20 protein-coding genes are annotated in these 24798 nt (G+C 61.1%); 5 read left to right on the top strand and 15 right to left on the bottom strand.

Annotated elements, in window-relative coordinates:
• Positions 1-3 precede the first annotated feature (3 nt).
• Positions 4-582, top strand: coding sequence for a Maf family protein (locus ATH90_RS21755; protein ID WP_098467238.1), 579 nt, complete (start codon positions 4-6; stop codon positions 580-582).
• Positions 583-715: 133 nt separating this feature from the next.
• On the opposite strand, the gene ATH90_RS21760 is transcribed toward ATH90_RS21755, so the two are convergent.
• Genes ATH90_RS21760 through rluC form a run of 3 tightly spaced genes read right to left on the bottom strand, consistent with a single transcriptional unit; the run spans position 716 to position 3335 of the window.
• Positions 716-1705 (bottom strand): S49 family peptidase, encoded by a 990-nt coding sequence (locus ATH90_RS21760; protein ID WP_098467239.1) that lies wholly within the window; start codon positions 1703-1705, stop codon positions 716-718.
• Positions 1706-1726: 21 nt separating this feature from the next.
• On the bottom strand, positions 1727-2389 hold the full coding sequence (locus ATH90_RS21765) for an HAD-IA family hydrolase (RefSeq protein WP_034108368.1): 663 nt from the start codon (positions 2387-2389) through the stop codon (positions 1727-1729).
• Entirely contained in the window at positions 2376-3335 is a 960-nt protein-coding gene (gene rluC / locus ATH90_RS21770) for a 23S rRNA pseudouridine(955/2504/2580) synthase RluC (RefSeq protein ID WP_033901273.1), read from the bottom strand. Before rluC ends, ATH90_RS21765 begins: the two co-directional genes overlap by 14 nt.
• A 759-nt stretch (positions 3336-4094) precedes the next feature.
• Here rluC and rne point away from each other — a divergent pair.
• The gene (gene rne, locus ATH90_RS21775) at positions 4095-7259 is read left to right on the top strand and encodes a ribonuclease E (RefSeq protein WP_478212367.1); all 3165 of its coding nucleotides are present in this window, start codon (positions 4095-4097) and stop codon (positions 7257-7259) included.
• A gap of 111 nt (positions 7260-7370) precedes the next feature.
• On the opposite strand, the gene ATH90_RS21780 is transcribed toward rne, so the two are convergent.
• The 3 genes from ATH90_RS21780 to ATH90_RS21790 form a co-directional block, all read right to left on the bottom strand.
• Positions 7371-7967 (bottom strand): nucleotidyltransferase family protein, encoded by a 597-nt coding sequence (locus ATH90_RS21780; protein WP_034108371.1) that lies wholly within the window; start codon positions 7965-7967, stop codon positions 7371-7373.
• Positions 7964-8950 carry an XdhC family protein gene (locus tag ATH90_RS21785; protein WP_034108372.1) on the bottom strand — a complete coding sequence of 329 codons (987 nt, stop codon included), beginning with the start codon at positions 8948-8950 and terminating at the stop codon, positions 7964-7966. Before ATH90_RS21785 ends, ATH90_RS21780 begins: the two co-directional genes overlap by 4 nt.
• A gap of 261 nt (positions 8951-9211) precedes the next feature.
• On the bottom strand, positions 9212-10543 hold the full coding sequence (locus ATH90_RS21790; protein WP_034108373.1) for a dicarboxylate/amino acid:cation symporter: 1332 nt from the start codon (positions 10541-10543) through the stop codon (positions 9212-9214).
• Positions 10544-10883: 340 nt separating this feature from the next.
• Between ATH90_RS21790 and ATH90_RS21795 the strand changes: the two genes are divergently transcribed.
• Complete coding sequence (locus tag ATH90_RS21795; protein ID WP_034108374.1) at positions 10884-11882, top strand: AraC family transcriptional regulator; 999 nt, start codon at positions 10884-10886, stop codon at positions 11880-11882.
• A 140-nt stretch (positions 11883-12022) separates the two neighbouring features.
• On the opposite strand, the gene ATH90_RS21800 is transcribed toward ATH90_RS21795, so the two are convergent.
• Genes ATH90_RS21800 through ATH90_RS21810 form a run of 3 tightly spaced genes read right to left on the bottom strand, consistent with a single transcriptional unit; the run spans position 12023 to position 14370 of the window.
• Positions 12023-13369, bottom strand: a complete 1347-nt coding sequence (locus ATH90_RS21800) for an ATP-binding protein (RefSeq protein WP_034108376.1) — start codon at positions 13367-13369, stop codon at positions 12023-12025.
• A complete protein-coding gene (locus ATH90_RS21805; RefSeq protein WP_034108378.1) occupies positions 13366-14043 on the bottom strand; it encodes a response regulator in 678 nt (225 codons plus the stop codon). Before ATH90_RS21805 ends, ATH90_RS21800 begins: the two co-directional genes overlap by 4 nt.
• Positions 14044-14061: 18 nt before the next feature.
• A complete protein-coding gene (locus tag ATH90_RS21810) occupies positions 14062-14370 on the bottom strand; it encodes a hypothetical protein (protein ID WP_098467241.1) in 309 nt (102 codons plus the stop codon).
• A 147-nt stretch (positions 14371-14517) separates the two neighbouring features.
• Between ATH90_RS21810 and ATH90_RS21815 the strand changes: the two genes are divergently transcribed.
• Positions 14518-15234: a 4'-phosphopantetheinyl transferase family protein gene (locus ATH90_RS21815; protein ID WP_098467242.1), complete on the top strand. Its 717-nt coding sequence runs from the start codon at positions 14518-14520 to the stop codon at positions 15232-15234.
• Positions 15235-15252: 18 nt separating this feature from the next.
• On the opposite strand, the gene ATH90_RS21820 is transcribed toward ATH90_RS21815, so the two are convergent.
• Both ATH90_RS21820 and ATH90_RS21825 read right to left on the bottom strand, forming a co-directional pair.
• Positions 15253-16863: an ATP-binding protein gene (locus ATH90_RS21820; RefSeq protein ID WP_034108384.1), complete on the bottom strand. Its 1611-nt coding sequence runs from the start codon at positions 16861-16863 to the stop codon at positions 15253-15255.
• Positions 16860-17585: a response regulator gene (locus ATH90_RS21825; RefSeq protein ID WP_034108385.1), complete on the bottom strand. Its 726-nt coding sequence runs from the start codon at positions 17583-17585 to the stop codon at positions 16860-16862. Before ATH90_RS21825 ends, ATH90_RS21820 begins: the two co-directional genes overlap by 4 nt.
• An 848-nt stretch (positions 17586-18433) precedes the next feature.
• Here ATH90_RS21825 and ATH90_RS21830 point away from each other — a divergent pair.
• Entirely contained in the window at positions 18434-21331 is a 2898-nt protein-coding gene (locus ATH90_RS21830) for a ribonucleoside-diphosphate reductase subunit alpha (RefSeq protein ID WP_098467243.1), read from the top strand.
• Positions 21332-21608: 277 nt separating this feature from the next.
• Here the strand turns inward: ATH90_RS21830 and flgE are convergent, their stop codons facing one another.
• From flgE to flgB, 4 genes are read right to left on the bottom strand one after another with little or no spacing between them, the layout of a single operon-like run.
• Positions 21609-22919: a flagellar hook protein FlgE gene (flgE, locus tag ATH90_RS21835; protein WP_034108387.1), complete on the bottom strand. Its 1311-nt coding sequence runs from the start codon at positions 22917-22919 to the stop codon at positions 21609-21611.
• Between the two features lie 31 nt (positions 22920-22950).
• On the bottom strand, positions 22951-23676 hold the full coding sequence (flgD, locus tag ATH90_RS21840) for a flagellar hook assembly protein FlgD (protein ID WP_034108388.1): 726 nt from the start codon (positions 23674-23676) through the stop codon (positions 22951-22953).
• Positions 23677-23692: 16 nt separating this feature from the next.
• A complete protein-coding gene (flgC, locus tag ATH90_RS21845) occupies positions 23693-24136 on the bottom strand; it encodes a flagellar basal body rod protein FlgC (protein ID WP_015885456.1) in 444 nt (147 codons plus the stop codon).
• Between the two features lie 3 nt (positions 24137-24139).
• Positions 24140-24547, bottom strand: a complete 408-nt coding sequence (gene flgB / locus ATH90_RS21850) for a flagellar basal body rod protein FlgB (RefSeq protein ID WP_003175633.1) — start codon at positions 24545-24547, stop codon at positions 24140-24142.
• Positions 24548-24798: the final 251 nt, after the last annotated feature.

The following is a 24798-nucleotide window of genomic DNA, read 5'->3' on the forward strand; positions in this document are numbered from 1 at the left end:
CCCATGCTGCCTTTATTACTTGCATCCAGCTCGGTTTATCGCCGGGAATTGCTGAGCCGCCTGCACCTGCCGTTCATCTGCAGCTCGCCGGACATCGACGAAAGCCACCACGCAAATGAATCTGCCGTCGAGCTGGTCAAGCGCCTGGCCGAACAGAAAGCCCGCGCCCTGGCCGCCAGTCACCCTGGGCATTTAATCATCGGTTCCGACCAGGTGGCCGCGCTCGACGGCCAAATCATCGGCAAGCCTCACACCTTCGAGAACGCCCGCGAGCAACTGCTGGCGGCCAGCGGCAAGCGCGTCAGCTTCCTCACCGGCCTGGCTCTGCTCAACAGCAAGACGGGGCACTGCCAGGTGGACTGCGTACCTTTCACCGTACATATGCGGATATTGGACGCCGGGCGCATCGAGCGCTACCTGCGGACCGAGCAGCCGTACGACTGCGCGGGCAGCTTCAAGGCCGAGGGTTTGGGCGTTAGCCTGTTCCAGAGCACCGAAGGGCCGGATGCGACCAGCCTGATTGGGCTACCGCTGATCCGCCTGGTGGACATGCTGCTGACTGAGGGCATGCAGATCCCTTAAGCCCATCACACAACCAAATGTGGGAGCGCGCTTGCTCGCGAAAACGATGTATCAGTCACTGATGTGCTGATTGAACCACCGCATTCGCGAGCAAGCCCGCCCCCACATTTTGAGCTATGCCAGCCTCAGGACTTCAGCGCAGGGACGGCCCCTGGAAGCCCATGTACAAAGCAAGCTTCTCAGCCACACTTGAACCAAGCCGCTTGGAGAACCGATCGAACGGCGACTCCTCGACGGTGAAATCCACCAATTCCTTCTCGCCAATCACATCCCGGGCCACCGAACTGGCACTGCCCAGTCCGTCGATCAAGCCCAGCGGCAATGCCTGCTCGCCCGACCACACCAGCCCGGAGAACAACTCTGGATGATCCTTGTCTTTCAGACGCTCGCCACGCCCCTGCTTCACGCTGGCGATGAACTGACGATGAGTGGTGTCGAGCACCCCCTGCCAGAACTGGGTTTCATCCGCCTTTTGCGGCTGGAAGGGATCAAGGAACGCCTTGTGCTCGCCCGAGGTGTAGGTACGACGCTCCACCCCCAGCTTCTCCATGGTGCCGACAAAACCATAACCGGCTGCCGTCACGCCGATGGAACCTACAAGGCTGGCCTTGTCGGCGTAGATCTGGTCTGCAGCACTGGCGATGTAATAGGCACCGGAAGCGCCCAGGTCAGAAATCACCGCGTACAGCTTGATATCCGGGTGCAGGCCGCGCAGACGACGAATCTCGTCATACACATAACCCGACTGCACTGGACTGCCGCCCGGGCTGTTGATGCGCAGGATCACACCCTTGACCTTGGGGTCCTCGAACGCGGCACGCAGGCTGCTGACGATATTGTCGGCGCTGGCGGACTCCTTGTCGGCAATCACCCCACGCACCTCGATCAGGGCGGTGTAGCTGGCGCCACGGGTCGCGCTTTTCTCCATGTCCACCAGCGGACTGAACAGTGCGAGCATGGCAATAAGCCAAACGAACGTCAGCAGCTTGAAGAAAATCCCCCAACGCCGCGCCCGGCGCTGCTCCTGGATACTGGCCAGGAGGGTTTTCTCCAGCAGCTTCCAGCTCTTGTCATCACGGCTACTGCCTTCAGCCTTTTCGGGCGCTTTCCACTCGTCACTCATGCCATCAACCCCAGCAAAGACTTATTGGGCCCGACTGAGCCAGGCCTGCAATTCAGAAAAATGATCAATCGTCAGCCTGGGCTCATATTGCTGCAAGGCCTCGGCCGCCTGGGCGCCATAACTGACCGCCACACTGTCCATGCCAGCATTGCGCGCCATCATCAGGTCGAAAGAGGCATCCCCCACCATCAAGGCCTGGCGTGGCGATACACCGCAATGGGCCAGGATCTGCTCCAGCATCAGAGGATGAGGTTTGCTGGCAGTTTCATCGGCGGCGCGGGTGATATCGAAATAATCTTCCCAACCGTGTGCCTTGAGCACCCGATCCAGCCCGCGACGAGCCTTGCCGGTGGCGACCGCCAAGTGGTAGCCCTGGGCACGGAACGCGTCCAGGGACTGCACGACACCGTCGAACAGCGGCGAAGGCGTGGCCTCCAGGGCGATGTAGTGATCGGCGTAGTGGTCCCGGAATGCAACCAGTTCAGCATCGCTGATCTCGGGGTACAAGGTGCGAATGGCCTCGGGCAAGCCGAGGCCAATGATGCCCTTGACCGCGTGATCGGTGCACAGCGCAAATCCCGAACGGGTCGACGCGGCGTGCATGGACTCGACAATGCGGCCAATGGAATTGGCCAGGGTGCCGTCCCAATCGAATATCAGCAGTTTGTAATCAAGGTGCGACACTCAAACGCTCCACGGTCTTGGCCCACATCTCATCGACCGGCGCCTGCAGCTTCAATTCGCCACCATCGGGCAGCGGCACGGTGAGCATGTAGGCGTGCAGAAACAGCCGCTTGCCGCCCAGGTCGCGGATTTCCTTAGAGAAATCCTCGTCGCCGTATTTGGTATCGCCGGCGATGCAGTGGCCCGCGTGCAGGGTGTGCACACGAATCTGGTGGGTACGGCCAGTCACAGGTTTGGCCTCGACCATGGTGGCAAAGTCACCGAAGCGGCGCAGCACCTTGAACAGGGTCAGGGCTTCCTTGCCCTCCTCGTCCACCTCCACCATGCGCTCCCCAGAACGCAGGTTGCTCTTCTGCAACGGCGCCCGGACACTCTTGATCGAGCTGGCCCAGTTGCCGCGCACCAGCGCCATGTAGCGCTTGTCCACGCCATCGCCACGCAGGGCAGTGTGCAGATGGCGCAACATGCTGCGTTTCTTGGCGATCATCAGCAGGCCGGACGTGTCGCGGTCCAGGCGATGGACCAGCTCCAGCTCCTTGGCGTCCGGACGCAACTGACGAAAGGCTTCGATCACGCCGAAATTCAGGCCGCTGCCGCCGTGAACCGCAATGCCACAAGGCTTGTTGATCACGATCAGCTTGTTGTCTTCGAAGACAATCGAGGCTTCCAGGCGCTGCAGCAACCCCTGCGCCAAAGGCACGGGCTCATCACGCTCCGGCACGCGAACCGGCGGCACACGAACGATATCGCCCGCCTGCAACTTGTACTCGGGCTTGATCCGACCCTTGTTCACCCGCACTTCACCTTTACGCAAGATGCGGTAAATCAAGGTCTTGGGCACGCCTTTGAGCCTGGCCAGGAGAAAATTGTCGATGCGTTGGCCGGCATATTCCGGCGAGACCTCGAGCAGCTGGACGCTGGGGGTCTGGGGGGCGGTAGTCGTCATGGCGGCGATGATAACAATTTTTTATGGAATTGAAGCACTTAATCATTGCTGCTATAGTCGCGAACGCCGCCAAAAGCGGCCTGGACAGAGGACATGCGGCAAACTGCCGGCCCTGACCATCGCAATTCATCAGGACGCGAGGCCGTCCTACGGGGCTTTTGCCACCCTGGAAGGCTCGAGATTGTAACAAGCGCAGGTGACATGAGGCCTGAAGCGAGTGCAGAAAGCAGAGTGAATACTCGCGTTTTGCGCCGATATTTACGGCCAGTTCACAAAGTGCAGTCAGTCTGGAGCCAGACCACGGCGAATGCTTCGGAAACAACGCCTGTTAAGAGCTGAGTGAGAGCGCAATCGCCCACACCTAGTCTTGTTTAGCCATGAGCGTGTACTCCCCATTGGAGCACACGGTAAATGCCAACCCGCTGCGGATTCTGCGCGCGGCAGCACCCGAATTATCAGGGATACGTGTAGGGTGGAGATGCACAACCGTCGGACCGTGTAGCACTAGGCTTATATTTAGACGCTTCATCTCGTCCACAGTCGCCGGTTGATTCCTCCTCCTGACCTTAGCTTTTGTTGAAGTGGTGCCTTTGTCACCACCGCTAACAAGCAGGACGCGTCCGTCGCGATACCGGCCCACATTGGCGGGTTTTGCTGGACACTGGAGTGGCCAACCACTCTTGACGCACCTGACACCGACCGTGAGAAGTCGTGTGTGCCGAACGCCGTTTCCGGCAGCCCGGAAACCGACGGTACAACATGAAAAGAATGCTGATTAACGCAACTCAACCCGAAGAGTTGCGTGTTGCACTGGTAGATGGCCAACGCCTCTACGACCTGGACATTGAATCCGGTGCACGCGAGCAAAAGAAGGCCAACATCTATAAAGGCCGTATTACTCGCATCGAACCAAGCCTTGAGGCTGCCTTTGTCGATTTCGGCTCCGAGCGCCACGGCTTCCTGCCCCTCAAAGAAATCTCCCGCGAATACTTCAAGAAAGCCCCCGAAGGCCGCGTGAACATCAAGGACGTCCTGAGCGAAGGCCAGGAAGTCATCGTCCAGGTCGAAAAAGAAGAACGTGGCAACAAGGGCGCCGCCCTGACCACCTTCATCAGCCTGGCAGGCCGTTACCTGGTCCTGATGCCGAACAACCCACGTGCCGGCGGCATTTCCCGTCGCATCGAAGGCGAAGAGCGCAATGAACTGCGTGAAGCGCTGAACGGCCTGATCGCACCGGCCGACATGGGCCTGATCGTTCGCACTGCAGGCCTGGGCCGCAGCAGCGAAGAAATGCAGTGGGACCTCGACTACCTGCTGCAACTGTGGACCGCCATCAAAGAAGCGTCCCTGGATCGTTCCGCGCCGTTCCTGATCTACCAGGAAAGCAACGTGATCATCCGCGCCATCCGCGATTACCTGCGCCAGGACATCGGCGAAGTACTGATCGACAGCGTTGAAGCCCAGGACGAAGCCCTGACCTTCATCCGCCAGGTGATGCCGCAGTACGCCAGCAAGATCAAGCTGTACGAAGACAGCGTTCCGCTGTTCAACCGTTTCCAGATCGAAAGCCAGATCGAGACCGCTTTCCAGCGCGTGGTCGAACTGCCTTCCGGTGGCTCCATCGTGATCGACCCGACCGAAGCCCTGGTGTCCATCGACATCAACTCGGCGCGTGCGACCAAAGGCAGCGACATCGAAGAAACCGCCCTGCAGACCAACCTGGAAGCGGCTGAAGAAATCGCCCGCCAACTGCGCCTGCGTGACATCGGCGGCCTGATCGTGATCGACTTCATCGACATGACCCCTGCCAAGAACCAGCGCGCCGTGGAAGAGAAAGTCCGCGAATGCCTGGAAGCGGATCGTGCCCGCGTGCAAGTCGGCCGCATCTCGCGCTTCGGCCTGCTGGAAATGTCCCGTCAGCGCCTGCGTCCATCCCTGGGCGAGAGCAGCGGCATCGTCTGCCCGCGTTGCAACGGCACCGGCATCATCCGTGACGTTGAATCGCTGTCCCTGGCGATCCTGCGCCTGATCGAAGAAGAAGCCCTGAAAGACCGTACCGCCGAAGTCCGCGCGCAAGTGCCGATCCCGGTTGCCGCGTTCCTGCTCAACGAAAAGCGCAATTCGATTACCAAGATCGAACTGCGCACCCGTGCCCGCATCGTCATCCTGCCGAACGATCACCTCGAGACGCCGCACTTCGAAGTGCAGCGCCTGCGTGATGACAGCCCGGAAGCCCACAGCGGCCAGTCCAGCTACGAAATCGCCGCTGCCGCTGCCGAAGTGGAAGAAGTCCAGCCAGCCGCCGCGACCCGCACCCTGGTTCGCCAGGAAGCTGCCGTCAAGACCGCGCCAGCCCGCGCCAACGCGCCGGTTCCGACCGAAGCCGCGGCTCCGGTTGCCGCGCCAGCTGCCCTGCCTGAGCCAAGCCTGTTCAAAGGCCTGGTGAAGTCGCTGGTGAGCCTGTTCGCCACCAAGGAAGAGCCAGCCGCGCCGGTAGTGGTTGAAAAACCTGCCTCCGAGCGCCCAGCGCGCAACGAGGAGCGTCGCAACGGTCGCCAGCAGAGCCGCAACCGCAACGGCCGTCGTGACGAAGAGCGCAAGCCGCGCGAGGAACGTGCACCGCGTGAAGAACGCGCCCCACGTGAAGAACGCGCACCTCGCGAAGCCCGTGAAGAAACCCCGACCGTAGAACGTGCACCGCGTGAAGAACGCGCACCGCGTACTCCACGTGCTCCGCGCGAAGACCGCAAGCCACGTGGCGAGCGTGAAGAACGCGTGCGTGAACTGCGCGAGCCACTGGACGCCGCGCCAGCCGTTGCCGGCGCTGCCGTTGCTGCTGAAGAGCGCCCGGCTCGCCAGCCGCGTGAAGAGCGTGCACCACGTGAAGAACGTCAACCTCGCGCACCGCGTGAAGAGCGTCAACCACGTGCCGAACAGGCTGCTGCCGCCAGCGAAGAAGAAGTACTGACCGGCGAAGAGCAACTGCAGGAAGACGGCCAGGAAGGCGCCGAAGGCGATCGTCCACGCCGCCGCTCCCGTGGCCAGCGTCGTCGCAGCAACCGTCGTGAGCGTCAGCGTGATGCCAACGGCAACGTGATCGAAGGCTCGGAAGAGACCGGCGAAAACGCAGAAGCCGCCACCAGCGAACCAACTGGCGCCGAACTGGCTGCTGGCCTGGCCGTTACCGCTGCCGTTGCCAGCTCGGTCATCAGCGCCCCGGCTGAAGCCCAGGCTCACGAGCAGGCTGAACGCGCGACTGCCGCTGTCGAAGAAACCGCCGCAGTGCAAACACCTGTTGCCGAGACGCCAGTCGTTGAAGCACCGGTGGTTGAAGCGCCGGTTGCTGAAACTTCCGTCGTCGAAGCACCGGTTGTAGAAGCCACCACCCCAATCGAAGCGCCGGTCGTTCCGGAAGTGGAAGTTGTGCAGGCTCCTGAAGCCCAGCCAGAAGTTGAAGTGGCCGCGGCTGAACCCGCACCGGTAGTTGAGCCCCAGCCAGTGGTTGAAGCCGTTGTTGAAGCACCGGCTGTCGAAGCAGCGCCAGAAGTACGTGAAGCTCGCGAAGTTCGTGAAGAACAGACCGCCTTCCAATGGACTGCCGAACCTGCCGCTCCGGTTGAAACACCAGAACCTGCCCCAGTGGTAGAAGAAGCGCCAGCACCGGTTGCCGAAGTCGTGGTGGCTGAGCCAGCCCCAGTGGTCGAGCCAACTCCGGTCGTTGAGGCTGCGCCAGTGGTTGAAGCGCCGGTGGTAGCCGAAGTTGCTGCGCCAGTGATTGAAGCTGCGCCGGTCAGCGCCCTGACCGAAAACGGCCGTGCGCCGAACGACCCACGTGAAGTGCGTCGTCGTCGCAAGGAAGCTGAAGCTGCCGCAGCAGCTGCAGCGGCACAGGAAGCAGAACACGAGAGCAAACCTCTGGCCTGATTCCCACAGTGACTAAAAAGCCCCGCCTGAGTGATCAGGCGGGGCTTTTTTATGGGTGACTGGTTTGCGGCTTGGGATACCCGTCAACGGTAGGCGCTGGCTTGGCGGCGCCTACCGTTGGAGTGGGGTGAACATCAAAGAACCTGGCAGGTCGACATCCCAGAGCACGCCGGGATCATCAACAGAGACTTCACACACCGTCGCCTGGGCAAACAGCGGCTTGGCCCCGCGATCACCGGTCAACGCCATCAGGCCCGGCGCGAACGCCTGGTCAAACGCCACAGGATGCCCATACTGCCCATCCTGCATTGGCACGCTGATGCCACCCTCCTCCAGCGCATCGATGACCTGCTCAATGCTCGACGACCGGATAAACGGCATATCCCCCAGCACTACCAGCCAGCCCTTCGCCGAGCCACTGGCCGCAACCGCAGCGGCAATACTGTCGCCCATGCCAGCCGAGCGCAGCAGCAATACCTTGCAACCGTAGGTTTCTGCCAGGCGAATCACTTCAAGGCGGTCCGGCGACGTCACCACCCAACGCTCCACCACATCATCCGGCAGATTCACCAGCACCTGCTCGATCACCGGCCGCGTCACACGATCCAGCCCGACGCAATCGGCCAGCAATTTATCCTGATCAGCCCCCGCCACGGCGCGAAAGCGACTGCCCTGCCCCGCCGCGAGCACAATCGCCGTGACGGTCACTCAGCAACCACCGGCAATGGCTTCTTCTGCAGTGGCGCCACACCGTTCTTGATCGCGACAATTTCCGCCATCAGCGACAACGCGATCTCCGACGGAGTGTGGCTGCCAATATGCAAACCAATCGGCCCATGCAGACGCGCAATCGCCTCGGCAGACAGTCCCAGCGCAGCCAGGTTTTCGCGCCGCTTCTGGCTGTTGACCCGTGAACCCAGCGCGCCAATGTAGAACGCGCTGGAGTTCAATGCTGTCAGCAACGCCATGTCATCCAGCCGCGGGTCGTGGGTCAGGCAGACGATGGCCGTGCGTTCATCCGTGTGGATATTGAGCACCGCTTCATCGGGCATGCCCGGCACGAAGCGACCGTGCTGCGCTTCCCAGCCATAGACGAATTCATCACGCGGGTCGCAGATTAGCACCTCGAAATCCAGCAAGCGCGCCATCTCTGCCACATAGCGCGACAGCTGCCCGGCGCCGATCAGCAGCAGGCGCCAGCGCGGGCCGTAGATGGCCCGCAAGCGCTCGCCGTCGAAGGTGACCCCGTCGGTCTTGCTTGCGCTGCTCAAGGTGACGTTGCCGCTGGCCAGGTCCAGCTCACGCGCGACGATCTGATGATCTTCACAACGCGCCAGCAGCTCAGACACCCACGCCCACTCACCCACACGCTCCTCGGTCAGGCGCAAGGTGCCACCACACGGCAGGCCAAAACGCGCCGCCTCATCGCGGGTAACGCCGTAGGTCACCAACTGGACCGGCGGCCCGTCCGCTGGCAACCGACCATCCTGCAGGCGCGCAATCAAGTCATCCTCGATGCAGCCGCCCGACACCGAGCCGATCACCACCCCATCGCCTCTCAGCGCCAGCATGGCACCTGGCGGGCGCGGCGCACTGCCCCAGGTTTGAACAACGCTATATAACACTACCTGCTGCCCGGCACGGCGCCATTCGAGCACGCTGCGCAGGACATTCAAATCAACACTGTCCACATATCCTCCCGCACGCGCTCCAGCGCAAATGCTCACTTGATGATCGCATGTAGATCGTGCCGCGCGACGCAAATTTCATCCGCAAAGCCCCATCCGACCAAATAGGCTTTTAAATAAAAACAGGCCTCATCGGCGCGTGATGAAGTGCTCACTTAATGTAAATCAAAACACGCTGAAAATGACCTAGCAGAAACGCAAACGCCCCGAACCAGTCGGGGCGTTTGTGGGTAGCGGTTGGCGTCAGGTCACGCCATCAGCCGCTTACTTGACGACAGGAGCCGGGCCTTCGGCCACGCCCAGGTCGTCGATTTCGCGGGTTTCCGAAATACCGGTACCGCCGGAAGCCAGTTCGCTTTGCAGCTTGTCGGTGTCCAGTTCCTTGACCCACTTGGCCACAACGATGGTGGCAACGGCGTTACCAACGAGGTTGGTCAGCGCACGGGCTTCGGACATGAAGCGGTCGATACCCAGGATCAGCGCCAGGCCGGCAACCGGCAGGTGGCCTACGGCCGACAGGGTCGCAGCCAGTACGATGAAGCCCGAACCGGTCACGCCTGCAGCGCCTTTGGAGGACAGCAACAACACCAGTAGCAGGGTGATCTGGTGCGTGATGTCCATGTGGGTGTCCGTCGCCTGGGCGATGAACACGGCAGCCATGGTCAGGTAGATCGACGTACCGTCAAGGTTGAACGAGTAGCCAGTCGGGATAACCAGGCCTACCACAGACTTCTTGGCACCCAGGCGCTCCATCTTGATCAGCATGCGTGGCAGTGCGGATTCGGAGGAGGAAGTACCCAGGACGATCAGCAGCTCTTCACGGATGTAGCGAATCAGTTTGATCACGCTGAAACCGTGGGCGCGGCAGATACCACCCAGCACCACCAGCACGAACAGGATGCAGGTGATGTAGAAGCAGATCATCAACTGGCCCAGTTGCACCAGGGAACCTACACCGTAGGCACCGATGGTGAACGCCATGGCGCCCAGGGCACCGATTGGCGCGAGCTTCATGATCATGTTGATGATGTTGAACATCACGTGAGCGAAGCGATCGATGAAGTCCAGGACAGGCTTGCCGTAGGCACCCAGGCGGTGCAAGGCGAAACCGAAGATCACCGAGAACATCAGCACTTGCAGGATGTCGCCGTTGGCGAAGGCGCCGACGATGGTGTTAGGGATCACATTGAGGATAAAGCCGACGATGCTCTGGTCTTTACCGGCAGTGACGTAGGCGGCCACTTTCGAGGCGTCCAGGGTCGCTACGTCGATGTGCATGCCGGCGCCCGGTTGCACGACGTTCACCACGATCAGGCCGATCAGCAGCGCGACGGTAGAAACGATTTCGAAGTACAGCAGCGCATAGCCGCCGGTTTTGCCGACCGATTTCATGCTTTGCATGCCAGCGATGCCGCTGACAACGGTGCAGAAGATGATCGGGGCGATGACCATTTTGATCAGTTTGATGAACCCGTCACCCAGTGGCTTGAGGGCCACACCGGTCTGCGGGTAGAAGTGACCGAGCAAAATACCGATAACGATTGCAACGATCACCTGGAAGTACAGGGATTTGTAGATTGGCTGACGAGTCGTCATTGCAAAGTTCCTCAATCGTCCCGTGTGGCAAATATCCGCCATTGCCCACGACACTTGAATTGCGAACCCTCCTGCACTGGAGGGATTTGTTGTTTGCGAGGCCTATGGAATCCTGGCCTGCGCTGTACTCCTTATCGCAAACGCCGTGCCACTTTGCTGAAAAACCTTGAAGGCCTTTAGACATTAGGGCTCGGGGGTTCCAGGCTTCCCTCGAAGCAGCGAATCAAGTGGCGGATTTCCGCCCACTCATCCAATCCCGCCCTACAATTTGGCGGATATCCGCCTTGTGACCCCTTCCGGGGATGGCTACCATCCGCCCTTCAATGGACGAGGTCTTCGCATGCGTGAACGTACCATCGCGAGTCATTACGCCCGGGCGGCCCTCGGCGGTGCGCGTCGGGTCGGTTACGACTACTCGGGCCTACTGGCGCAGGTGGGCATCACCCCGCAATTACTGACCGAACCCCGTGCCCGCATTGCGCCGGAACAATTCACCCGGCTGCTGCAGATGCTCTGGCGGGCGCTCGACGACGAATACCTGGGGTTCGCCGACGGCCCAAGCAAACGCGGCACGTTCGCCATGATGTGCCACGCACTGATCCACTGCCGCACCCTGGAAAAGGCGCTGGAACGCGGCTTACTATTTTATAGCCTATTCCCCCAGGGCCCGCGCTGGCAGCTGACACGCGAAGGCGATATGGCTCGATTGAGCCTGGACGACTCGCCGTTATGGGACCCGGACCATTTCCTCAGTGAATGCCTGCTGGTGATCTGGCATCGATTGGGCAGTTGGTTGATCGGCCAACGCATCCGGCTGCACCAGGCCACGTTCAGCTACCCAATGCCGGCTCACGCCAGCGAATATGACCTGCTGTTTCCCTGCACCCTGGTGTTCGGTGCTCCGAACAGCAGCCTGGTGTTCCCCGCGCGCTATTTGAATATGCCGCTGTTGCAGGATGAGCGCACACTCAAGCACTTCCTGGAGCGCTCGCCCGCCGACTTGCTCTCTCGGCCAGACGAAGGCGACAGTTTAAGCAGCCAATTGCGGCGCTTGCTGAGCCGCGACCGCACCCCCTGGCCTGACCTGGAGACCGTCGCCCAGCATCTGCATATCAGCCCACAGACGCTGCGCAGGCATTTGCGCGAAGAAGGTACCAGTTTTCAGGCACTCAAGGATGAGCTGCGGCGAGACATCGCCATCTATCATTTGGGCCGGGCGGATTTGTCATTGCAGGAGATTGCCGAGCAGTTGGGGTTTTCCGAACCGTCGGCGTTTCATCGGGCGTTCAAGAAGTGGACGGGATTAACGCCGGGGGCGTATCGCGCGCAGGAGAGTTAGAGGGATGTTGTCTGGACTGGCCTCTACGCGGGCAAGCCCGCTCCCACATTTTGACCGGGTTCACACATAGTTGATGTGTGCACCCAAACCCACTGTGGGAGTTGGCTTGCCTGCGATGAGGCCGGCACAGCCAATGAAGGTCAAACGGCCGGAAAGTGAATCTTGAAGGCAGCCCCGCCCAACGGCGAATCCCCCAGGGTCAGCCGCGCGCCGTAGCTTTCAATAATATCCTTGACCACCGCCAAGCCAATCCCTTGCCCCGGATGCTGGCGGTCCAGTCGTTCTCCCCTTTGCAGGATTCGCGCACGCTGATCCGGCGGCACACCGGGGCCGTCGTCTTCGATGCACAACTCGGTGCCTTCCAGGCTTTCCACCAGGCTGATGCGCACCTCGCTCAGGCACAGGCGGTAGGCGTTTTCGAGCAGGTTGCCGAGCAATTCCAGCAAGGCGCCCTTCTCGATCGGCACATCGCACTCCTCTGGCAGTTCGAAGGTTACCGTGACGCGTTTGTCGCGGTACACCTTGTCCAGCGTATCGCACAGGCTTTGCAACACCGGCGCCAGGCGCACCTGGTGGCGCACCAGGCCGCTTTTGCGCAGGCTGGCGCGCTGCAACTGGTAGCTGATCTGCTGGCTCATGCGCTCGATCTGCGACTGCAGCACCCAGGCCTGGTCGCGGTCTTCCGGGCGCTGGGCCATGTCTTCGCTCACGCCTTGCAGTACCGCGAGCGGGGTTTTCAGGCTGTGGGCCAAGTCGTCAAGGGAATCGCGGTAGCGGGCACGCTGCTCACGCTCACTGTGCAGCAAGCGGTTGAGGGAGCCGGTAAGGCGCAACAATTCTCTCGGGTGTTGTTCGGAGAGGCTCTCGCGGGTGCCACCTTCGATCTGGTCGAGTTCCTGGCTCAGCCGCCGCAGCGCTTGCAAGCCCCAGGTCAGGCCCAGCCACAGCAGGGTCAGCAGCACCAGCAAGGCTGCGCCGAAGCCCAGGTAGAGGTTTTCGCGCAAGCCTTCGAGGGTCAACTGGTATTCGCGCACCGGTTGCAAGGCGACGATACTGAACGCCGCGCTCTTGCCGCCCAGCAGCTTGACCTCGACGTCATACACGAAGAATTCCTGGCCATTGGCCTCGCGAATCCGCGCAAACTCGTTGCCACGCCCGTCATAGCGCGGTTTGTAATTGATGTTTTCTTCCTTGGTCGCCCGCGAACGCCACACCAGATGGCCTTCACGGTCATAGATATACCCGAGCAGGCGGCTATCGGTGAGGTTGAAGCGCTCGTCCGGCAACTGCGCCGGCATTTGCAGGCGGTTGTTTTCGACCCGCGCGGCGGAGATCAGGGTAGTGACATCCGACGCCAGGCGCTGCTCGATGGAGTCCTGCAACGCCAGGCTGAATGCCCCCTGCATGGCCGGCAACAAGCCCAGCATGAACAGCACGGCCAGGGTGGCGGCCGCCAGCATCAAGCGCACGCGTAGCGAGCGAATCAACGGCAGCGCTCATTGAACAGGTAGCCCAGGCCACGCACGGTGTCGATCGGCTTGAACCCGCCCGGGCCTTCGAGCTTGCGGCGCAGGCGACCGACCAGCACTTCGATCACGTTCGGATCACGCTCGTCGTCGTCAGGGTAGAGCTGCTCCATCAAGCGATCCTTGGCGACCACTTGTTGATGATGGCGCATCAAGTATTCGAGGATGCGGTATTCATACGCCGTCAACGCCAGCGGTTGCTCCTCGAGGGACGCCTGCTTGCGGTTGAGGTCCAGCAGCAAGGGGCCAGCCACGATGGTCGACTGGGTAAACCCGCTGGAGCGGCGCAGCAAGGCGTTCATCCGCGCCTCCAGCTCTTCGAACTGGAACGGCTTGACCACATAGTCGTCAGCGCCGGCAGCCAGGCCCTCGACCTTGTCCTGCCAGTTGCCGCGGGCGGTGAGGATCAGGATCGGGAAGGTCTTGGCCTGGCTGCGCAGTTGGCGGATCAGGTCCAGGCCGCCCATGCCCGGCAAACCCAGGTCGATGATCGCCAGGTCATGATTGAACTGGCCCGTCTGGTACAGGGCTTCCTCGGCATTGGCCACGGCCTCGACCACGTGCCCGCTGTCGGTCAGGCGGGTAAACAGGTGATGACGCAGCAGCGCCTCATCTTCCACCACCAGCAATTTCATAAGGCTCTCCAAAGCAAATCAACTGTCCGACAGAGGGATATCATAGCGGCCCTGCAGGTCTTGCGGGCGCAGTTTAATGCCATTGAACTGCCCGGTCAGGTGTTCATAGCCAACGCGGTAGCCCGGTTGCGGGGTTACCAGGCCCAGGGACTGGCCCCAGGGCGAGGGTTGGCTGCCAGCCTCTTCGAAGCTGACACGCTGGATCAAGGTGCTGGACTTCTTGGTTTTCTCGCTGCCGAATGCGGCAAAGGCACCGTCAGCGGCCTGGGCCCCGGCAGTGGCACTGAGCATGGTTAACGCCAACATCAGCTTTTTGATCGCAGTCATGGGGTTACCTCTACGCGTTTGGCTGTAGGCACTGGTGTAGGTCCAAGGCTACGCAGGCGCCCCTGAACTTCTCCTGAACAGGCTCTGAACCTCACCTGAACCGCAGCGGGCTATCCTCGCGCCCATCAACTCGGCAAAATACCGCCCATGAATTCCCTACCCGCTTGCTGCACCCCACTCGACGCCCATTGGCCCCTGCCTGAACCCTTGCGGGGCGCAGTGTTTCTCAGCACGCGTTTTGACCCGGCCCTGTTAACGGCAGGCGACTTCCAGCGCAGTGCCGTGCCGCCCCCGGCCAGCATCCAGCGCTCGGTGGCCAAGCGCCAGGCCGAGTTCCTGGCTGGACGGCTGTGCGCCCGCGCCGCCCTGCAGCAACTCGATCACCTCGACTGCATCCCCGCGATCGGTGAAGACCGCGCGCCGGTGTGGCCCGCGCATATCAGCGGCTCCATTACCCACAGCACCGGGCATGCCGCGGCGATTGTCGCGTACAAGGCGCAATGGCGTGGGCTGGGAATGGACCTGGAGAACGTACTGAGCCTGGAGCGGGCGGAGCGCTTGGCCGGGGAAATTCTGACGGCCGATGAGCTACAGCGCATGCGCGCCTTCCCGCGTGAGCAGCATGCCCTGCTGGTGACGCTGACGTTCTCGGCCAAGGAGAGCCTGTTCAAGGCGCTCTATCCGATTGTGCAGAAACGCTTTTATTTCGAACATGCCGAAATGCTGGAGTGGTCCGATTCAGGCCAACTGCGGCTGCGGCTGCTCACGGACCTTTCCAGCGAGTGGTGCCATGGCAAGGAACTGACCGCACAGTTTGCGGTACAGGACGAGCAGCTGTTGAGCCTGGTGGCTATCGGCGCCTGATCCATCGCGAACGCGGCATCAGGATTTCTCCTGGTCCCGGGGCCAACTCAAGCTGAAACAGGCCCCACCCAAGTTATTGCTCTTGCTGATCAACGCCCGCCCGCCGTGCCAATAGATAATCCGCCGCACGATCGACAACCCCAGGCCATGGCCACCGGAGGCGCGAGTGCGGCTGTCGTCCAGGCGCAGGAACGGCGTGAAGATGCGCTCCCAGGCACTTTCCGGCACGCCGGGGCCGTCATCTTCGACATCGATGCGGCAGCGCACCTGGCCCACCTGATAACTGATCAACACCTGGCCCTGGGCGTGGCGCATCGCATTGCTCACCAGATTCTGCAGCGCACGGTGCAGGTAACGCGGCTCGGCATCGACCCAGGCGTCGTCCCAATGCGCGGATGACAGGCAAATACCCCGGGCCACGTTGACCTGCGGACGCAGTGGCGATAATTCGCCGATCACCTGATCGAGCAGGGCATTGAGGTCGACCCGCTGGAAATTCAGCTCCGGCGATCCCTGTTCCAGGCGTGCGTAAGTCAGCATCTCGTCCACCAGGCCGTCGAGGTCCTGGATATCGCTGTCCATGCCTTCCAGGTATTTGCGCCGCGCCTCGGCGGTGGTGGCATCGCCGACCATCTCCAGGCCGAAACGCAGGCGTGCCACCGGCGTGCGCAGCTCGTGGGACACCGCGCGCACCAGTTCGCGCTGGATCGCCAGCAACTGCTGCAAGTGCTCGGCCATGCCATTGAACGCCGCGGCCAGGCGCCCCACCGAGTCGGCGCCGCGAGCCGGCACGCGGACTTCCAGGTTGCCCTTGGCGATGCGGGTGGCAGCAGCTTCCAGGCCGCGCAGCCGCCGCTCAAGCTGGCGCACCAATAGGTAGACGATCAAACCGATCAGGGTCAGGCTGATCAAGGCGATCAGGATCAGCCATTGCGCCGGATAAGGGTTCATTTGGTACAGCGGACCGATTTCCAGCACCCACGGCGTACCGACCATACCGGCGAACACGCGGATCGAATCACCGCCCTTGCCCAAGGCCATCACCGTATCGCCTTCCGACACGCGGCGGCGCTGATCTTCGTCCATGTCGGCCTGGTCGAGGGTCATCAGGTGCATATCAAAGCCGAACCCCTTGGCTTCTTTTATAGCCGCCAGGCGTTGCGGCTGCTCGGCCACCGGGAAGCGCACCAATTCGTCGGCCAGCAGGTAAATAGTCGCGCGCGCCAACTGTTCGCTGATCTGCTGCACTTCGCCGGTGAGCACCCACTGCTCCTGATTACTGACCAGGCGCAGCACCCGCGCGGCATGCGGCCCGGTCTGCTCCACCAGCACCTGGCCACGTTGCAGTTGATTGCGCTGGCTCAAGTCCAGTTGCGCATCGGCCAGCGGGCGCAATTCCAGCGGGATTCCCAGCAAACGCTCCCACACCGCCAGGGCACGCTGGCGCTCGATGGGGCTCATGGGTTGCAGGTTATCGCCCATCAACGCGAAGGTGCCGTGGGCCAGACGCTCGCGGTACTGGCCGCTGCGCACCTCGTTGAGCAGGTGCAGGGCCAGTACCCCAAGCAGCGCGACCAGGATCAGCGCCGCGCACATGCCGCCGTAGATGCGCAGGAAGATCGAGTTCACAGCGGCATGTCGGCGGCGGCTTCGGGGACGAACAGGTAGCCTTTGCTGCGAATGGTCTTGATCAGCCGCGGGTGGATCGGGTCGTCGCCGATTTTCGGGCGAATGCGTGAAATGCGCACATCGATCGAACGGTCCTGGCCGTCGTAGCCGATGCCGCGCAGGGCGATGAAGATTTCTTCGCGCGACAGAATGCGCCCGGCGTTCGCCACCAGCAGCCACAGCAGGTCGAATTCGGCGCTGGTCAGTTCGATACCATCATTATTCAGCCAGGCCTCGCGCAGGGCATTGTCCACCACCAAGGGACCGAATTGCAGGCGGCGCTGGCTCTCCACGGCAGCTGGCTCCGCCGGTTCGCTGCGCCGCAATAACGCCTGGATACGCGCCAGCAGCAAGCGTGGGCGCACGGGTTTGCACACGTAGTCGTCGGCGCCCATGTCAAGGCCCAGCACCTGGTCCATATCGTCGGTGCGTGCGGTGAGCATCAGGATCACGCCGTCATAGCGCTCGCGCACCTTGCGGCAGATGCTCAGGCCGTCTTCGCCGGGCAGCATCAGGTCGAGGATCACCAGGTCTGGCTGTTCGGCGATGATGCGCGCCGCCGCCTGGGCACCATCGCCCTCCACCGACACCCGCAGGCCGTTGCTCTCCAGGTACTCGCGGGTCAACTCGGCCAGCCGTTCGTCATCCTCGACGATCAATACCTGCCAGGCTTCATGCTCCATGCGTGATCCTCGTTTTTATATAGGGAGGGAATCGTCAGCCAATGACGTCAAATGTGGGAGCGGGCCTGCCCGCGATGGCGGCGTTTCAGTCAATGCATCGGTGACTGACGCACTGCAATCGCGGGCAAGCCCGCTCCCACAGGTTTGATCGTTGCCCGGCCACCTTATTTGTAATGTTTTGAGGGCATAACATACCGATTGTAGCCATGAGCCAGTCCCCAAACACAAGCCGGGAAATCCATTCGGTGATCGCCTTTTTTTGTGATAGGGTTCGCGCCCTCAAAAATCCAACCTGCTGTTTTTACCTTGGAATATTCGGTGACAAACGGCCTAATCCAGCAGCAATGCGGCCTACACGGCTGTTCCACGTTTCATACACATTTTACCCACAGCGTTATCCACAGGTAGTGCGTTGCTAAGCCCCCCAAAACGCATTATCTTGTAGCTCGGCGCTAAAAAAACCCTACATGTAGGGTTTTGGGCGAAAAAAACCAAACACAGATCAGACAAGAAACTCAAGCCCTTTCTTGCTCTTGCTTGGTTGAACCAAAGCATTTTTTCAAAGACCAAACCGCGCACGCGGATGGCAGCCGTTTTCACGCTCCAACAGCGCAAAACGGTACGGGTGTTGCAGTGCTTGAACCTGGCAACTGTCACCCATCAGGAATACGGCCAAGGGCGTTTCAGCCCCGAACCGAAGACTTCGGCATGGAAGCGGCGCGAACAGCTCCCTTCCTCCTGTCCCGAAGTTGTTATGCCAGGCCCAGGCCTGCTGTAAGTGCTTCAGGACGGAACGGTGGGCACCGTGATGGTGCCCAAATAAATATAGAATGTGGAGACAACCCCCCATGCAAACCGACACAACTCGCGAGAACCCGCAGGGCTCCGTGCCGCAGGCCGCTGATTCGAACCTGGATCTGTCCGCCACTGCACCCGGCCAATTGCGCGTGATCAAGCGTAACGGCACTGTCGTTCCTTACACCGATGACAAAATCACCGTCGCCATCACCAAAGCGTTTCTTGCAGTTGAAGGCGGTACCGCTGCCGCTTCGTCGCGCATCCATGACACCGTTGCCCGCCTGACCGAACAAGTCACCGCGACCTTCAAGCGTCGCATGCCCTCGGGCGGCACCATCCACATCGAAGAAATCCAGGACCAGGTCGAACTGGCCCTGATGCGTGCCGGCGAGCAGAAAGTCGCCCGCGACTACGTGATCTACCGTGATTCGCGCGCCAAGGAACGTGCCGTGCGCTCCCCGGCTGACGAAGCCTCCGTGCAAGCTCACCCGTCGATCCGTATTACCCTCGCCGACGGCAGCTTTGCTCCGCTGGACCTGGGCCGCCTGAACACCATCATCACCGAGGCCTGCGAAGGCCTGGAAGAAGTCGATGGTGACCTGATCCAGCGCGAAACCCTGAAGAACCTGTACGACGGCGTAGCCCTGACCGACGTCAACACCGCCCTGGTGATGACCGCCCGTACCCTGGTTGAACGCGAGCCGAACTACTCGTTCGTGACCGCGCGCCTGCTGATGGACACCCTGCGTGCCGAAGGCCTGGGCTTCCTGAAAGTCGCCGACAGCGCCACTCACCATGAGATGGCCGACCTGTACGCCAAGGCCCTGCCGGCCTACATCGCCAAGGGTATCGAATACGAATTGCTGAACCCGGTGCTGGCCACCTTCGACCTGGAAAAGCTCGGCAAGGCGATCAACCACGAGCGCGACCAGCAGTTCACTTACCTGGGCCTGCAAACCCTGTACGACCGCTACTTCATCCACAAGGACGGTATCCGCTTCGAACTGCCGCAAGTGTTCTTCATGCGCGTGGCCATGGGCCTGGCGATCGAAGAGAAGCACAAAGAAGACCGTGCCATCGAGTTCTACAACCTGCTGTCGTCCTTCGACTACATGTCGTCGACCCCGACCCTGTTCAACGCCGGCACCCTGCGTCCACAGCTGTCGAGCTGCTACCTGACCACCGTGCCGGACGACCTGTCGGGCATCTACCACGCGATCCACGACAACGCCATGTTGTCCAAATTCGCCGGCGGCCTGGGTAACGACTGGACCCCGGTGCGTGCGCTGGGTTCGTACATCAAGGGCACCAACGGCAAGTCCCAAGGCGTTGTACCGTTCCTCAAAGTCGTGAACGACACCGCCGTTGCGGTCAACCAGGGCGGCAAGCGCAAAGGCGCTGTGTGTGCCTACCTGGAAACCTGGCACATGGACATTGAAGAGTTCATCGAGCTGCGCAAGAACACCGGTGATGATCGTCGTCGTACCCACGACATGAACACCGCCAACTGGATCCCAGACCTGTTCATGAAGCGCGTCTTCGATGACGGCAAGTGGACCCTGTTCTCGCCATCCGAAGTTCCAGACCTGCACGACCTGACCGGCAAGGCCTTCGAAGAGCGCTACGAGTACTACGAAGCCCTCACCGAGTACCCAGGCAAGGTCAAGCTGTTCAAGACCATCCAGGCCAAAGACCTGTGGCGCAAAATGCTGTCCATGCTGTTCGAAACCGGCCACCCATGGCTGACTTTCAAGGACCCGTGCAACCTGCGCAGCCCGCAGCAGCACGTAGGCGTGGTCCACAGCTCGAACCTGTGCACCGAGATCACCTTGAACACCAACAAGGACGAGATCGCCGTTTGCAACCTGGGCTCGATCAACCTGCCGAACCACATCGTCAACGGCAAGCTGGACACCGCCAAGCTGGAGCGCACCGTCAACACCGCCGTTCGCATGCTCGATAACGTGATCGACATCAACTACTACTCGGTACCACAGGCGCAGAACTCCAACTTCAAGCACCGTCCGGTCGGCCTGGGCATCATGGGCTTCCAGGACGCGCTGTACCTGCAGCACATTCCTTACGGTTCGGACGCTGCGGTCGAGTTCGCCGACAAGTCCATGGAAGCGGTGAGCTACTACGCGATCCAGGCTTCCTGCGACCTGGCCGACGAGCGCGGTGCCTACGAGACGTTCCAGGGTTCGCTGTGGTCCAAAGGCATCCTGCCGCTGGATTCGCAACAGATCCTGATCGAAGCCCGTGGCCAGAAGTACATCGACGTTGACCTGAACGAATCCCTGGATTGGGCGCCGGTACGTGCCCGTGTGCAAAAAGGCATTCGTAACTCCAACATCATGGCCATCGCACCGACCGCCACCATCGCCAACATCACTGGCGTGTCGCAGTCGATCGAACCGACCTACCAGAACCTGTATGTGAAATCGAACCTGTCGGGCGAATTCACCGTGATCAACCCGTACCTGGTTCGCGACCTGAAAGCCCGCGGCCTGTGGGACTCGGTCATGATCAACGACCTGAAGTACTACGACGGTTCCGTGCAGCAGATCGAGCGCATCCCGCAAGAACTCAAAGAGCTCTACGCGACCGCCTTCGAAGTGGACACCAAGTGGATCGTTGACGCGGCCAGCCGTCGTCAGAAGTGGATCGACCAGGCCCAGTCCCTGAACCTGTACATCGCCGGCGCTTCGGGCAAGAAGCTGGACGTGACCTACCGCATGGCTTGGTACCGTGGCTTGAAAACCACTTACTACCTCCGTGCCCTGGCCGCGACCAGCACCGAGAAGTCGACCATCAACACCGGCAAGCTCAACGCTGTTTCCAGCGGCGGCAACCACGGTGATGATTCGGTCCTCGCCGCTCCAGCCGGCCCGGCACCAGTGCCAAAAGCCTGCGCGATCGACGAGCCGGACTGCGAAGCTTGCCAATAAGCTGAGCCGGTAGGCGCTGAAAGGCGCTTACTCGAAACCCCCGACATGCCCCCTGGGTGTGCCGGGGGTTTTCTTTTGGGGCCGAGCCTGCAGCGCACGCCCCTGCACACATCACGCGGTGGGCGCTGGCTTGCCAGTGATAGCGGCGTATCAGTTGCCCGTGTGTTGGCCGGCAAGCCGGCTGCTGCAGTCGGCTGTATTTCAAGCCGGAAAACCTTGCGCGACCACCCACAAAAAAGCCCCTCTTTCGAGGGGCTTCTTGTACAGCGCTACCGCATCAGGTCATCTGGATGATGGTCTGCATGATGGTGCTCTGGGTGGAGATGGTCTTGGCGTTCGCCTGATAGTTGCTCTGGGCCTTGATCAGGTCCACCAGCTCGTTGGTCAGGTTGACGTTGGAGTTCTCCAGGGAGTTGGCCACGATCGAACCCAGGGTGCCGGCCTGCGGAGTGTCATAGCCTGGCTGGCCCGAAGCGAAGGTCTCTTTCCAGGTAGTACCGCCGGCAGGCTGCAGGCCTTGTTCGTTGTTGAAGCTGGCCAGGGAGATCTGGCCGATGGCCTTGCTCTGCTGGTTGCTGAACGTTGCGAACAGTACGCCGCTGCCATCGATTTTCAGCCCGGTGATCTGGCCGGTGGCGTAGCCATCGGTGACCGGAGGGTTGCGGTAAGTGGCCGAGTTGTACTGGGTGATGTTGGCCATGTTGACGGCGATCCCTGTCGGGTTGGCATTCGCGCCGTTTGCCTTCCACACGCCATCTGTCACCGTACCTGGGACCCAGCCGGTGATGGTCAGTGTCTTGTTGGAGACACCACCGGTCACGACGCTGGTCAGCTTGCCGTTGCCATCGAAGGTCAAGGCCGACGGCACAGGCGGAGTAGACGGCGTACCGGTTGGCGCCGAACCATCTGGGTTGCGGCCGTCAATCAGGGTATAGGCGCTCCACTTGTTGCCGTCGGTTTTCACCAAGTACTGCACCATCGGGTGCGCGTTGCCCTGGGAGTCGTACAAGGTGGTGCTGTACTGGGTGGTGAAGGTGCTGGTGTCGTTCGGGTTGAACGGCTTGGCCGTCTGGTCGATCACCGGCTCCGAGGAGTTCAGGTTACTGGTGGAATCCACTTTGGTGGAGGCCTTGGGCGGCAGGTTCGACAGGTTCAGCTGCAGGTCGACCAGGCCGCCCTTGATGATCTTGCCGTCAGCGTCTGCTGCGTAGCCTTGCAGGCGCGAGGTGCCGGTGTTGTTGGTGATGTAGCCGTCTTTGTCGGCACGGAAGGCACCGCTGCGGGTGTATTCCAGCGAACCATCGCTGCCCTTCTGGACGAAGAAGCCGCCGCCCTGGATCGCCATGTCCAGGATGCCGCCGCTGCCGTTGACGTCACCTTGGGTGAACTGCTGGGACACGGCCGCCAGGTTCACACCGTTACCGATGCTGTTCTGGCCGGTGCCCAGTTTGGAGGCTGCGTAGATGTCCGCGAATTCCGCACGGGACGACTTGAAGCCTGTGGTCGCGACGTTGGCGATGTTGTTGCCGGTCACGTCCAGTTGTTTGTTGGCCGCATAGAGGCCGCTAAGGCCGATGTTAAAAGACATGTTTCTCTCCCTCTGCCGTGTTTAGCCGGCTCTATGTACCGATAGTCTGAATTTGCGACAGCTTGACGCTGCCCATGCCGCCAGCCAGGTTCAGCAGCATTTCGCCGCCGGTCTTGCTCAGGGTCACGCTCGTTACCGTCGCTGGCAGCGAAGTGGCCAGGGCAACGGAGTCGCCCTTGTCGTTCTTGGTGGTGGCATTGAAGGTGTAGGTGCCCGCAGGAGCCACTTCGCCCTTGTCGTTCTTGCCATCCCAGATAAAGCTCTGGGTGCCGGCGCTCTGGGCGCCCATTTCGATGGTGCGCACCACGTTGCCGTCTTTGTCGGTGATCTTGACGGAGACGTTGCCGGTCGCCGCTGTGACATCCACCGAACCGGTCATGCTCTTGCTGGTATCAACCATGGCCTTGTCGGTCTGGATGATGATCGAGCGGCCTACCAGCGACGACGCCTGCAGTGCCTGCGACGAGCTGAAGTTGCTGGAGATCGCATTCACCGAGTCGTTCAGGGTGTTGATGCCTTCCAGGCTGCTGAACTGCGCCAGCTGGGCCACGAACGCGCCGTTGTCTTGCGGCGACAGCGGGTTCTGGTTCTTCAGCTGGGTCACCAGCAGTTGCAGGAACGCGTCCTTGCCCAGCGACTGGTTACCCGTCGCAGACTTGGCTGCGTCGCCGACGCTGCTGTTATCTGTCGCGGTCTTGACCTTGGAGTTGAAAAGGTCCTGGACTGCCGTGTTGTTTGACGTATCAACGATGGCCATTATTTGGCGCCCCTTATCACTGACCCAGGGTCAGGACCTTTTGCATCATGGTTTTGGCGGTATTCATCATTTCCGCGTTGGTCTGGAACGAGCGGCTGGCAGAGATCATGTCAGCCATTTCCTCGACCACGTTGACGTTCGGGTAGTAGACGTAGCCTTTTTCGTTCGCCGCAGGGTGGTTAGGCTCGTAGCGGGCTTCCAGATTGCTCTGGTCTTCAACCACACCGAGCACCTGCACGCCGGAGCCGGCTGCGCCTTGGTCCTGGAACAGCGAATCGCTGCCGCCGCTCTGGCCACCCTGGAACATGGTGGCGAACACCGGGTGACGGGCGCGGTAGGTCTGGTCAATGCTCGAAGACACGGTCTCGGCGTTGGCGATGTTACTGGCGACGGTGTTCAAGCGCGTGGTCTGCGCGCTCATGCCACTGCCGGCAATATTGAAAACACTGGACAGGGACATGGCTTACTCTCCACGCAGGGCTGACATCAGCCCTTTGAATTTGCTGTTAAGCAGGGTGAAGCTGGCTTGAAAGTTCACCGAGTTCTCGGCGTAGGCCGATTGCTCCAGCTGGGCGTCGACAGTGTTCTGGTCGATCGACGGCTGCATCGGCGTGCGATACAGCAACGACTCGTCACCACTGCTCAGGCCTTGCGCTTCGATATGACGGCTGTTGGTCATGTTCAAGGCGAAGGTGCCGTTCTTGGTCTTGTCCTGCTGCGCGGCGAGCACGGCGGAGAAGTCCAGGTCCCGAGCCTTGTAGTTCGGGGTATCGGCGTTGGCAATGTTGTTGGCCAGGACTTCGGCACGCTGGGCGCGGAAGCCCAGGGCTTGTTCGTGGATACCGAGCGCTTTATCGAAGCTGATGCTCATGGGGGTGACCTTTAAGGGCTGACCTGCTTTTCGTTAACTGGGTTATAGCAAGGTACATGCCAATCTGGCGGAGGCCCGTATATCAAGGGTTTCGCAGGGAGTTACCGGCGGCAATGCCAGAAAAGCGGCAAGGGGTTTCCGCGTGGCGCCAGTAAAGCGGCAATGGGGAGTTGCCGCTTTCAGGAGGATTGCCGCAAAACAAATGTGGGAGCGGACTTGCTCGCGAATACGCTGGATCAGTCAACGTGTCT

It is taken from the genome of Pseudomonas lurida (assembly GCF_002563895.1).
Taxonomy (GTDB): domain Bacteria; phylum Pseudomonadota; class Gammaproteobacteria; order Pseudomonadales; family Pseudomonadaceae; genus Aquipseudomonas; species Aquipseudomonas lurida.